Genomic DNA, 12155 nt, shown 5'->3' with positions numbered 1-12155 from the left:
AGCACTTACATAGAAAGCATCTATATAAAGTAAGTTGATTCCCATCAAGTAATTCCAAGGTCTTTACCAACGCCAAAATTGTTCTTTAAAACTGGTTAACCCTTTAGACTTCCAACGAGGTTCCTGCTCGATCAACTCAATCTCTCCAGCCTTTACCAGAGGACCACTCCATAAAGAGGTAAGCTCTTCTGGTTGTACAGAAAACGGTGGCCCCGATGCCAATGTTTGATCATAAACGACTGTAATAATTAAGCCATTACTACCATTCTTCAATAACGCCTGACAATGAGCGAGATAGGCCGGACGCATTGACTCTGGCAATGCAATTAGGGCCGCCCGATCATATAACGCATCGAATACATCAGTCTCGAACTTAAAGAAATCCCCGACCCAAATGGAAATAGCACACTGATGACATTGATACAGTAGGAATTGTGAACCGTTGATAGACTGATCCGTTACATCCGCCGTTAAGCCGTTTTCCGCAAAGAAATCTTTTGCTGCAATCTCAGATAGCTCAACGCCAACCACTTGATAGCCTTGCTCAGCTAACCAAAGCATATCTTTACTTTTGCCACACAAAGGAACCAACACGCTCGATCCAGCGGGTAACGTTGGAAAGTACCTTACAAAGTCAGGATGTCCACTTTCCTGGTGAAACCCTACTTGATTGGATTGCCATTTGTTGTGCCAAAAGCTATGTTCCATTGCATTACCTTTTAAGAGTCATTGGATCATTAAACCGGGGACGTATTATGCCATCTTTGATTGTTCGGTCATGTGCATTCTTTTCCATAAGTCTTGCGGCAGCCGTCATGATTGTCGGATGCAGTCCATACATTCGTACACAAATACTTTGGGAATCCACTCTATCAACTGACCACTCCCTGGTCGGCGATATTGTTCGAATATCCGATCTGCGCCGAGTTCAACCTGAACAACTCATCAAAGAACTCAGCTCTGCAGATTATGTATTAATTGGCGAAAAGCACGATAATCCAGATCATCATAATGTCCAGAATTGGCTGCTGACTGAGCTTCTTCCCGAAACAAAATACAACCTGGTGTTTGAAATGCTCAACTACAATCAGCAAGACGCCATTTCTGCACTGTCTTCAAGTTCTCTTCCGACAGACATTTCCGACGCAGCAAACTTCGACCAATCCGGCTGGCCATCAAAATATTACACGCCACTGATTCAAACCGGATTATCCAGAGGCGCTCAGATAATTGCAGGAAACCTTCCAAAAGATGACCTCATGACAATCTATCAAGAAGGGTTTTCAGCGCTCGAACCGACTCGCTTCACAACGTCAGATGCTCTCAACCAAGAACAACTCAGTGAGCTGGAAGATCGCATTTTTCAGGATCATTGCGGCATACTGCCTGCCAGTCAAACAGCACCTATGGCCAAAATTCAAATCGCTAAAGACGCCAGCATGGCCTACAGCATGAGCAAGTCAGACAAGGCCGTTCTTATTGCTGGAAATTACCATGTAAATAAAACAATAGGTGTGCCACGACATCTGACGATGTTAGCCCCCAAAAAGAAAACAGTCGTTGTTCAGATTGTGGAAGTGGATGACAACTATGAGACGGTTCAAATGTTGAACTCAGATAAGCTAGCCCAGGCAGACTATCTCTGGTTTACCCCGAGATGGACAGACAAAGACTATTGCGATGATATGAAACAACACACGAGCAAAAAATAAAAAGGGGCAGGATGGATATCTCAGAATCTGAGATATCGTCTGCCCAAGCTACATCGCTCAAAGTAAAAAGAGAATTAAGTTTAGGTTATGGCGTACAGTTCGCAGGATCCATCTGATTGATCCATGCACTGATCAGGCTCACACCCTCATCATGAATAGTTACGCGGCCCAATTCCGGCATCTTATGACGAGAATCCGTTGTATCAACACGGAATCGTAAGTAAGATAAATCAGCACGAGTTGGCACTACGTCCTGTGGATAGCTGTTATGACCACCCGCCACTGGCGTCTTACATACACCAAACTTGGTTTGATCGTCTTCAAAGTTACGGTTGTATTCCATTTGTAGCCCCGTACTTCCTGCCGCACCACGATAGCTTTCATCCACATAAGAACCATCGCCCAACTGAATCTCAGAGATGGACAATCCTGCACGGTGACAGTGTGCACAGTTAATATCAAGATACGCCTCTGCAGCATCCTGAACTTCCGCCTTAGACATGTTAGTCAACCCAGCTTCATTCTCATCACGATAAGATGGAGTCACCGGCACAGAAGTTAGATTTGGCAAGCCAGACAAAATGCCATGCTCAGCCCAATAGGTAAGCTGGTTGGCCGTTTCATTTTCCGTCTGAATTAATGCTGAACCACTGGTGTAATCGAAATCACGATTTAAGAAGCGCGCTTTAGGACCAATAGGCAGCGTAATTTTTGGCAAGCCTGCTGATTGAACCGCATGGCATGACAAACAAGATGCTTGCGACGGAACGATATAATCAAAGGTTCTTGTGGTGCCTTCGTGAGTCGTCGACACAGAGACTGTTTTAGAAGAGATCGACAAGGCTGCATCTGTGTTACCAGAGCCCGGGTTCCAATAATACGGGCGAGCTACCCAACCACTCTCACGATGAATAAGCAATCGTGTTTCAATGACGACTTCATCGCCATCCCGAGCAGAGGTATCCACCGGCATAGTAAACGTTTTAGCAATGACAGTACCTATCGGGAAGCTTAACACTTCATTTTCGTTGTACTTGATGGTTTCCCCTTCAGGTACAAACACAAAACGATACTTGGACGCATAATCCGTAAATAATGGCGTGGTTAAATCAAAGATAACACCGCCCGCATTAGGGTTAGCGGTTGGATCAGTGGAATTCTGGAATAAGTTGTAGTCAGACAAGTTAGGACAGTTTTCTGTCATTAACGCATCCCAGTTGACACCGGCCGTATTCGCCTCACAATTACCTTCATTACCCGATGCTGCACTGGCGCCACTGTTGATCATGCCACCTGTTGTAGAATTTCCGCCGGTTCCTACAGATGAACCGGAACTGTCTGAATCACTACATGCAGCCATTAAACCTGTCGCTGCTAACAGAACACCCAGTCGGGTGACTTTCTTTAAATTAAACACATCAAACTTTAAATTAAACATATCAAAAGAACTCATGAATCTACCCTCGTCTTGAAACTACTTATATAAATCAGGGATCACCAAAGAGGCTTTCTCAAAGAAACATTCCCTTTGGTGATCATTGCCTTGATTTATAGTGAACACGCCGGCTCAGCCAGGTCATCGCCATTACAGCCATAGACCTTGCCACGGAAAGTTACTTCCGCTGGCGTTAAACGAGTCAATTCAGTATCGCAATCAAGAAGTGTACGAGCAGGCCCGTCCATACGCTCTGAAAGCAAACGAGCAGCAGGATCAGCACCGTTCCAGTTAGTTGCATCTGCCGCATCCGTACCGTACACCACACCAATGTTCACGTTTTCATACGCTAGGTAGTTTGTAGTGTTCGCCGCATCACTGATGTTGTTACCATTGATGTTATTACCAATACAGATTTTGTCTGCATCAGCGTAAGGGTCATGATCAACACCATCGTCTTTTGCCGACTGAGCAACAATCGCATCCCACCCTGCTAATGCGCCTGCATTAGACAGAAGCTCACCAATTCCATCGTATAAGATGTTAGGGAACACAGTAGGCACACCCGACATATCGTTGGCCGCACCGCCCTCATAACCGGCTACGATTTGGTCGAATGCAGGTAGCGTTGGTTGACCACCGATGGAAGGACCACGAGCGTCGCCACCATTACGAGCAAAGGTATTGCTGTGAACATTGACGTTCTTCAGTAGTGGACTCCAGCCATTAGCAATGGTCGCTTCATAGGTTCCAGAACCATCACCAACAACGTAGCTGGCCACATCATCATCAGCCATGAAGTAGGTAGCAATCTCGATAGCAGCAGTTTCGTTATCGGTAAATTCGTTGTTATAGACCTCAACATTACTGGTACCGAAAATCAATGCACCTGTGCCAGGAGGAACAATACCAACCGCACCACCACCAGCAAAGTTTTCTGAGTTATTTGCATACGACTGGTTGTTGAAGACACGAACATGACCACCATAGGCTTGCTCCAAACCTGGCAGGTCAAAAATCAAAATTCCGCCGGTGTTGCCCACCGCCAAGTTGTTGTAGACGTCCGCATTGAACGAGTTTTCAATTTCGATACCCGCTACGTTTTCTTTAGCAATGTTGTCACGAACAACAATGTTGGTAGATTGCCCAACGTAGATACCCGCATCCGCAGAACCACGAGCGTAGTTATGTTCCATCAGTACGTTGGTACTTTGAAGTGGGTACAGGCCATACGCGCCATTTCCATCATTCAACTCGCCTTCCCAAATGGTTGCGGTATACGCCAAATGAACACCATTCGAGTTAGTCACCTTAATACCGTTCTTTGGTGCTTCATAAACACTGAAATCACGAATGGTGATATTTGTGCCACCTTCAAAACGGATCGCATCGTCACCGATGGAGGTAGTGAAATCCAGTTTGGTCTCGTTGATGCCATAGCCAGTAAAAGTCAGGCCAATTGCACTGTCAATCATGATGGTATCGTGAACCAGGAACTCACCTTTTGGCAAAACCAAAGTAACATCACTCAAACCACTGTCAGTCACCTCAAACAAAGCCAACTGGATAGCTTCAGTAATATCTACTTCACCAGCGGCAACAGTCGCTTCAGGTAATTCCACATAAATAGCATTAGCAGGAAATACATAACCAGATGTAGTTACGTTAGAACCGTCCGGATTCGCCACGCCACCATTACCTGCGCTTGGTGAAGCCCCGTCAGCACCTGCCGGGCCAGCCGGACCTGCTGGCCCTTGATCACCATCATCACCATTACAGGCAGTCAGCATGGCTGCTGTTAAACAAACAACAAGAGTTTTCTTAAGCCACCCTGCTGTCTGTGTAGTTGATGGGTATATGTTATCGATCGCACTTGATGTTCGACTCGTCATTCCTAATCTCCAGAACACTTATTTTTGTAATTATTTCGAGATTAGAAATTAAAGAATTCACAGATAATGAACGAGCTAAAGCTATTAGCAGAATCAAAAGACCACTACCCAATTATTAAAATAACCATATATTTCAGCAAGTTAACAACAACAAAAAGAAGCTCACCAATAGGTATGCAATTCTTAAAATTTAAACTTTTGAGAACCTACAAAACGGTATTTTCCCGAATTGTTTGCTGCCGATAGGTCGTTGGCGAGACGCCCACGATTTCTTTAAAAGCACGATTGAAGGAACTAATAGAGCGATACCCTACGTCCAGAGAAATATTCAAAATCGGGTCATCAGGGGATTCAATCAGACGTTTCGCTGCGTCTGTGATTCGCAGTTTATTAATGTAATCGTTAAAGTTTCGATAGCCCAGTGTCTGATTAATCAGGCTGCGAACCTTATATTCTGGCAACCCGATTTCTCGGGCCAATACTTTAAGGGTGAGATTTTCAGTCCGATAAAAACCTGCATCCATAGTATCTTTTAACAGCTGGGCTTCTTCAGACATTTGCTGAACATCAGCCATCACACTAGGCGCGGCTTCAGTAGCTTCGTTATCCGCCTGTGATGTGGTCAATGAAAATTCAGTTTCATGAGCAACCTGAGTCTCCCCAAACAAAATGCCATCCTTTCCTTTAATCAAGAAAATGGAAATGATGAACCCGCTGATAGAAACAATGATTCCACGTGTATATTCACCGGCCAATCCAAAATTAAGTGTGACCGCAGCGGTCGTTACCGCAAATCCAACCACAACCAGCATCGCCACTCGAAGCTTCCTGCGGGATTCCACCAAATCATCGGACCAATTGGAGATGATCACCCAAAGCCCATGACTGATTAATAAGTACTCGCAGATCTGTCCTGAGTGCCAACCCCAAAATGCCATTACAGGCGTGAACTCTTCACCAGCCCAGAAAAACCTCGCTAAGGCCGGAGCCATAAAGCTATACACAGCCATCACTGACCATAGATTTTTTAGTCTTGGTCGATCATTAAACGCAAACTGACACAGCAACCAAAATAAAGCAGGGACGGCCCCCTGAATGTTATTGGTGAAAAGAGACCATTCCTTGGGTACTAATGGAAAAATTAAGAACGCAACGGCCGCTAGCAAAAACACAACGAACACTTTGGCTACGGCTAATCGACCAAAATCCCTAGCGACCACCACAATGATGTTCACCAGTAACCCAAGACCAAACCCCGTTAGCAACTCCAATGTTCCACTCCAATTATTCTGATCAAGTACTTAATAGTGCTTAATCTAACGCCAAAATTGAAGGTCTAGAAAGCACAAATGGGCAGTATAACTGCCCATTTAATAAAATTATCAATAATGTATTTAACTGTGTTCTGTCGTCTTAGTACAGTTCCGGCCTGCCGACTTTGCCTTATATAATTGTTTATCAGCAGACTTAATGAGGTCATTCCAGTTGTCATAATATCGGGTTGAGCTTATTCCAGTACTGAATGACAAGCGAATACGCTGACCGGCAATATCAAAGTGCGTTTCCGCCATAGATTGGCGAACCCTTTCAATAAGCTGATAGCCTTCTTCCAGCGAAGTACTTGGGAAAAGGATAATGAACTCTTCCCCACCCCAACGGCCAATAAGATCGGTCTCTCGAATGGAGTTTTTTAAGCGTTCAGCGACCACTTTTAATACTTCATCGCCCACATCATGACCGTATTGATCATTAATTTTCTTGAAGAAATCCACATCACAAACGGCCAATGCCATTTCATTCGTTGGCTTGCTATTAAGATAAACTTCAATCTCGTTGCACTCTTTGATCCCACGACGGTTATACAAGCCCGTTAATTCGTCCCGATGGGCCATCATTTTTAATACATCATTCGCCTGATCACTTTTTCTTTGAGCCTCCATACGAGACAACTCCATCAAGTAACCCAAGGCCGTCACAAACAAAATCGACCCTGTGAAGCGGTATTTAATGTCGGGGGAATAGGAATGCGTGACGAAATCCAGATTAGGAACGAACAAAATAATGGCAGATAAGAACAACACCACGCCAACTAACAACGTGCCAAGCCGAGTACCTAACAGCGAGAACACGATAAGCGGATAGGTATAACACCAAAGCAGCCCGGTATTTGCCTGACCACCAGAAGAGAGCAAGAAGAGATATAACACCGAAAAACCCAGACAAATCATGCTCTGAAAGACACGCCAATTCTGGGTTAGCTTGAACTGCAACCAAATCAACGCAGTGCACAAGCCAAACACCATCAAACCTATGCCATAATCCGGCAAGCCCGAAAAGTAGGATTTAAGTCCAAAGATAGTAAGAAATAAGACGCCAAACCAACATAGTGCAGAACTCAACAAGTCATTCCTGCGGGCTCGTTCGAATGCGACATCTTGTCTCTTATCGGCAATTTTTATCATTATTCTCTATGCCACAAAGATTACAAATACAATAACGCCCATCTGATAATAGCGTTTTTACTCTAAAATTAACCAGCCTGACAATGTTACCAATAGCTACCGTTTGGTATCAAAACGTAAGACAGTGCGTTTTATAACCTGAAACAGTACATTTAAGCACCCTACTTTGCAGCGCCAGATTTGCCCGATTTCTTTAACGACATAACATACGCTGCTATTAAGCCTGCCTGGGTATCAGTCAGATGTTTAAACTTACGCATCTTTTTATGATTTTCCGACCCTCGGGTAATCATTACTTTGATTTCCCAGTAAGACAAATTCGTGCCCCGATTATCAGGTACCCCTAAGAGGAAATTTCCTTTACCTGAAGACTTGTGGCACTTTGCACAATAGCTTTCGTAGAGTTCTTTGCCATTCATCTCGTCATCGGGCTTACTACACCCCGATAACAACATCGATATGAACACGCCAGAAAAGAAGAAGATAAGAAATGATTTCATTGCCCATCCTTGGGGTAGATTATCAATTATCCTTGCTCAGCCAACGCTTGAGTTTCCCGCTGATCTGCCAGTGATCGGGCACTTCGCGATTCCATACGATTGAGATAATCAATCAAATTAGGTTGTTCAATGGCTTGCTTGAAGCTCAACCCCCAACGCAACGTTTGTGCAATCAACAAATCAGCAACTGAGAAAGAATCACCAAGAATATACTCTTTGTCTCCCAGGCCTTTGCTTAAGACTGTCAAAGCGCGCTGAAATTCCCAGGCTGCTGTAGGTAATACCTCAGCCACACGATACTCTTTTGGGATTGCAAACTTATGTTTGCCCATCGTCCACAACGGTTGTTCTAACTCGGTTAGAACAAAATAACTCCATTGATCATGACGAGCCCGCTCAACGGTTCCAGCATTAGGAATTAATTTACCCGAAGCATACTTATCTGCAAGAAAGGTAACAATCGCACCGGATTCAAAGATAACTTGCCCGTCTATTTCTAATGCAGGCACTTTACCGGCCGGATTGATTGCAAGAAATTCAGGTGATTGTGACTCACCTTTGGCAAAGTTAATTAAGTGATATTCGTAATCCAGTTCAAGCTCTTCCAACAACCAGGTGACACGTAACGCTCTGGTCTTTGGATACCCATACACTTTAATCATGTATCTTCCTTATCTTTCATGCATCAACCAAATAGAATTACACAGTTTCCTCGGGAAAAATCGGTGTAATCTTTTTTTGGTTATAACACAGACGAGCTCAGCATGGGATTAAAAATACACAGGGCTCTAGGTCTGGATCGCATTCCTATGGATCAAATCTGCAATTTGAGGCAACAAAGGGTCAGGCAAGTCGTGCCCCATACCAGATAAGATAGCCAGCCTTGCATCAGGAATAGCGTCCGCTACAGCTCGCCCTCCAGACAATTTAATAAGAGGATCTGCATCACCATGAATCACCTGGGTCGGAACCCCAATTCGTCTTATAAGTGAAGTGATAGCACGAGTAGATAAGATCGCCTGCGTTTGGCGAATAATACCGCCAGGGCAATAATTACGCTGATAATCACGTTCTATCATGAACTCGATTTCATCTATCGGTTTGGGATACGCTGGGCTTTGAACTGCTTTCCAAAAGGCAATAACACGGCGTTTAACTGAATCAAGATCGTGCCCACCACTTCCGGCACCGCTCAATCGAATAATCAAGCCTATATCAGGTAATGGCAACAAAGGGCTATTCGTAGACGTCATGATGGCAGTTAAGCTGGCCACTCTCTGCGGATAACATGCCGCCACTATCTGAGCCACCATTCCCCCCATAGAAACACCAACCAAATGAACCTGTTTCAACTCCAGGTTTTCAATCAAACCATGAACATCTTTTGCCATATCGTAAAGGTTGTAATTCGTTCGGACAGGAAAACCCACCCGATGGCAAGCAAAGGCTTTTATGGTGTTTACACGAAGTTGCCCATTAATTTTGGAGGATAAACCAACATCTCGGTTATCAAAGCAAATAACCCGGTAACCGTGACCCAGTAATTCCTTAATCAGATCAGGAGGCCAGACAGTCAATTGACAAGCCAGCCCCATAACAAGTAAGACTGCGGGATCAGACGTTCGACCATAGTCGCGAACAAAAAAGGACAACCCGTTTGAACTGACATGCCGTTCAGTCACTGAATATCCATGAAACTCGGAGCATTTTAATTCACTCAAGTTCACAGGGGTGTCAGAAATTTTCTCAGAGTTCCTTCTCATTACTTTCGAATTGAGTCCCTCTATGTAATTAAGCAACATAGATCAATCCTCACCGCGTAATAAGAATGTGGCAATCAAATCGGTAAGATCAATTTTCATGCCCATTAGTGTCTGAGAATAGACAATCCTGACCGAATATCCAGAAACAGATTCCCCATCCTCAGAACCCAGACAACGTCATCTATGGCCCACTAACGCTTGAGGAATCACCTCAGTCCAACCAAAGGTTTGCACGATCGACCACCATGTATGATTCAACGGAGCTGTCAGTGATAAGGTTTGCTTTGAATATGGGTGTTGAAAAGACAATTGCCAAGCATGCAACAACATCTGGTTGCAGGCCATATGATCTCTGAAATATTGCGTATGCTTACCCTTTCCATAACGGGTATCACCGATGATAGGATGGCTCAAGTGCTTCAAATGACGTCGAATCTGATGTTTCCTTCCCGTCTTTGGCAGTGCTTCGATCAAGGAATATCTGGATTGAGGGTACTTATCAATCTCGACGGGTATTTCAACTTGCCCGAGGCAGTAAAAATCGGTGATGGCCTCCTGTACAGGCTTGGGCTTGGGGTTCTTTTTGAACTTATCTATGGGTGGAGCCATTGCATAATCAAGGTGCACTTCATCCGGCATGTACCCCCTGACGACTGCTAAATAACGTTTTTCCACCGTTCGAACCCGCCACTGCTCAACCATTAGACTGGCCGTTTCAGAATTCAAAGCCAAAGTAATTGCACCAGACGTCATTCGATCCAAGCGATGAACAGGATAAACTCGCTGCCCCAATTGCTCTCTTAATGTTTGCAAAAGAATTGGGCGATTTTCACTGTCTCGCTCACCTCGATGAACCAACATTCCTGCTGGCTTATTGACTACAACTAAATATTCGTCTTGATACAAAATGGCTAATTCAGAACACATGAACTTACCAACCTTCCAACATCAACAATGGATTCATCCCCATCAAAATTTACCCAAGCCTCATCAACAGTGAGACTTCCGTCAAGTTCTATCTTATTTTTCAACCGCCCATCTGAAACAAACTGCAAATAAAAGCACAAATAAGAACACCCTGAGATCTCCAACTAAAATTAAAAGACACTATGTCACATTTCAATTCATCGGAGGCTAATCTATGGTGCATTCTTTTGCTACGACACACGACTCCCATCAGCAAGAAATTGCGAAATGGTGTGCCATATTCGAAAGCCTTGCCCCATTAAAAAAGCGAACCGTTATCATTCTTGAAGGCCGCTATGGCCCCAAGATGGGCCGTTTTTTAAAAAATCCTGCGACCTTGGGCTTCCTGATCGATTGGGATTTTTCCGGAGCCAGTATAGGCATGAGTCATCTACATCAAGATTCGATTGCTATCGATCCAAATCAATTACTGAGAGAAATATCTATTCTTGAAGCTTATGGCGCAAGCGATGATTTTCGCTCATCTTTGAACGAGTTGTGAGCCAACAGCCCGCCTCTTTCAATGATGATCCAAAAGCAATAGAAGGTACATCACACAAGAAATATGTCACACACAAAAAAGCCCGGTTAATCTACCGGGCTTTTTTAGATCGCAAAGCTATTACTTACTTATAATAGGCTTGCGGATATGAGACTTACTGATAATAAGCATTCTCTGTGACAGTATGATCTGTTACGTCACGAACACCTTTCAGCTCAGTGATCACCTCTAGCAAACGAGTTTCTACACCATTCTTTAAGGTAACATCTACCGCACTACAACCTTGGCATCCACCACCAAAACGTAGAACAGCAATCATATCTTCGGTGACTTCAACCAAACTCACTTCACCACCGTGAGCAGCCAATCCCGGGTTCACTTCTGTCATCAATAAGTAGTTGATACGATCCTGAAGCGGGCTGTTTTCGTCAACTTTTGGCATTTTTGCGTTAGGCGCTTTAATCGTCAGCTGACCACCCAACTTGTCCTTGGCAAAATCAACAACAGCTTCGTCCAGATACGGCACACTCTGGCGCTCAACGTACAAACGAAAATCAATATAATCCGACACCAAATCAGACTCTATAATCTCGTCCGGTTTGCAGTAGGCTAAACAAGTCTCTGCATTTTTTGTCCCAGGTTGAGTCACATACATTCGAACGCCCATACCTGGTGAATTCTGCTTAGCGACCAATTCGCCTAAGTATTCTCTTGCTCCATCAGTGATGGTGATGTTGTGATCAATGTCTTCGTATTGAGTCATATAGTGCCTTTGCTTGTCACAAGTACGTTGCCAATGGCTTTAATTTGGCCGGCATTGTACTCGAACTTTGGATTTCTTCAAATAGTATAGCTTTTTAGTCAAGTACCAGCTACCGGTTTCTAAGAGGATCTAACGCCAGACTCAACTTTTTAAATCACTA

At 44.2% G+C, this 12155-nt stretch carries 12 protein-coding genes; 2 read left to right on the top strand and 10 right to left on the bottom strand.

Annotated elements, in window-relative coordinates:
- Positions 1-63: 63 nt before the first annotated feature.
- A complete protein-coding gene (gene tmpT, locus QQL66_RS13935; protein ID WP_284382220.1) occupies positions 64-708 on the bottom strand; it encodes a thiopurine S-methyltransferase in 645 nt (214 codons plus the stop codon).
- 47 nt (positions 709-755) lie between these two features.
- Between tmpT and QQL66_RS13930 the strand changes: the two genes are divergently transcribed.
- The gene (locus QQL66_RS13930; protein WP_284382218.1) at positions 756-1712 is read left to right on the top strand and encodes a ChaN family lipoprotein; all 957 of its coding nucleotides are present in this window, start codon (positions 756-758) and stop codon (positions 1710-1712) included.
- A gap of 85 nt (positions 1713-1797) precedes the next feature.
- Here the strand turns inward: QQL66_RS13930 and QQL66_RS13925 are convergent, their stop codons facing one another.
- The 8 genes from QQL66_RS13925 to QQL66_RS13890 form a co-directional block, all read right to left on the bottom strand.
- Positions 1798-3165: a hypothetical protein gene (locus QQL66_RS13925; protein WP_284382215.1), complete on the bottom strand. Its 1368-nt coding sequence runs from the start codon at positions 3163-3165 to the stop codon at positions 1798-1800.
- A gap of 95 nt (positions 3166-3260) precedes the next feature.
- Positions 3261-5039, bottom strand: coding sequence for a parallel beta-helix domain-containing protein (locus QQL66_RS13920; protein WP_284382213.1), 1779 nt, complete (start codon positions 5037-5039; stop codon positions 3261-3263).
- Positions 5040-5245: 206 nt separating this feature from the next.
- Entirely contained in the window at positions 5246-6310 is a 1065-nt protein-coding gene (locus tag QQL66_RS13915) for a helix-turn-helix domain-containing protein (RefSeq protein ID WP_284382211.1), read from the bottom strand.
- Positions 6311-6433: 123 nt separating this feature from the next.
- Positions 6434-7501, bottom strand: coding sequence for a GGDEF domain-containing protein (locus QQL66_RS13910; protein WP_284382209.1), 1068 nt, complete (start codon positions 7499-7501; stop codon positions 6434-6436).
- A 161-nt stretch (positions 7502-7662) separates the two neighbouring features.
- Positions 7663-8001, bottom strand: coding sequence for a c-type cytochrome (locus QQL66_RS13905; protein ID WP_284382207.1), 339 nt, complete (start codon positions 7999-8001; stop codon positions 7663-7665).
- A gap of 26 nt (positions 8002-8027) precedes the next feature.
- The gene (locus QQL66_RS13900; RefSeq protein ID WP_284382206.1) at positions 8028-8663 is read right to left on the bottom strand and encodes a glutathione S-transferase family protein; all 636 of its coding nucleotides are present in this window, start codon (positions 8661-8663) and stop codon (positions 8028-8030) included.
- Between the two features lie 126 nt (positions 8664-8789).
- On the bottom strand, positions 8790-9803 hold the full coding sequence (locus QQL66_RS13895) for an alpha/beta fold hydrolase (protein ID WP_284382205.1): 1014 nt from the start codon (positions 9801-9803) through the stop codon (positions 8790-8792).
- Between the two features lie 138 nt (positions 9804-9941).
- Complete coding sequence (locus QQL66_RS13890; protein ID WP_284382203.1) at positions 9942-10691, bottom strand: pseudouridine synthase; 750 nt, start codon at positions 10689-10691, stop codon at positions 9942-9944.
- Between the two features lie 214 nt (positions 10692-10905).
- Here QQL66_RS13890 and QQL66_RS13885 point away from each other — a divergent pair, with 214 nt between their 5' ends.
- On the top strand, positions 10906-11232 hold the full coding sequence (locus QQL66_RS13885; protein ID WP_284382202.1) for a hypothetical protein: 327 nt from the start codon (positions 10906-10908) through the stop codon (positions 11230-11232).
- Positions 11233-11386: 154 nt separating this feature from the next.
- Here QQL66_RS13885 and nfuA read toward each other — a convergent pair whose 3' ends face one another.
- On the bottom strand, positions 11387-11995 hold the full coding sequence (gene nfuA / locus QQL66_RS13880; protein WP_284382201.1) for a Fe-S biogenesis protein NfuA: 609 nt from the start codon (positions 11993-11995) through the stop codon (positions 11387-11389).
- Positions 11996-12155: the final 160 nt, after the last annotated feature.

The sequence above is a fragment of the Litoribrevibacter albus genome, from assembly GCF_030159995.1.
In the GTDB taxonomy this organism is placed as follows: Bacteria; Pseudomonadota; Gammaproteobacteria; order Pseudomonadales; family Litoribrevibacteraceae; genus Litoribrevibacter; species Litoribrevibacter albus.
Note: the sequence above shows the minus strand (reverse complement) of the source record. Positions and strands in the feature narration are given on the sequence as shown.

Coding starts and splice junctions, on each gene's coding strand:
- tmpT (WP_284382220.1), bottom strand. CDS start 708: ATGGAACATAGCTTTTGGCACAACAAATGGCAATCCAATCAAGTAGGG.
- QQL66_RS13905 (WP_284382207.1), bottom strand. CDS start 8,001: ATGAAATCATTTCTTATCTTCTTCTTTTCTGGCGTGTTCATATCGATG.
- QQL66_RS13890 (WP_284382203.1), bottom strand. CDS start 10,691: ATGTGTTCTGAATTAGCCATTTTGTATCAAGACGAATATTTAGTTGTA.
- QQL66_RS13920 (WP_284382213.1), bottom strand. CDS start 5,039: ATGACGAGTCGAACATCAAGTGCGATCGATAACATATACCCATCAACT.
- nfuA (WP_284382201.1), bottom strand. CDS start 11,995: ATGACTCAATACGAAGACATTGATCACAACATCACCATCACTGATGGA.
- QQL66_RS13885 (WP_284382202.1), top strand. CDS start 10,906: ATGGTGCATTCTTTTGCTACGACACACGACTCCCATCAGCAAGAAATT.
- QQL66_RS13925 (WP_284382215.1), bottom strand. CDS start 3,165: ATGAGTTCTTTTGATATGTTTAATTTAAAGTTTGATGTGTTTAATTTA.
- QQL66_RS13895 (WP_284382205.1), bottom strand. CDS start 9,803: ATGTTGCTTAATTACATAGAGGGACTCAATTCGAAAGTAATGAGAAGG.
- QQL66_RS13930 (WP_284382218.1), top strand. CDS start 756: ATGCCATCTTTGATTGTTCGGTCATGTGCATTCTTTTCCATAAGTCTT.
- QQL66_RS13910 (WP_284382209.1), bottom strand. CDS start 7,501: ATGATAAAAATTGCCGATAAGAGACAAGATGTCGCATTCGAACGAGCC.
- QQL66_RS13900 (WP_284382206.1), bottom strand. CDS start 8,663: ATGATTAAAGTGTATGGGTATCCAAAGACCAGAGCGTTACGTGTCACC.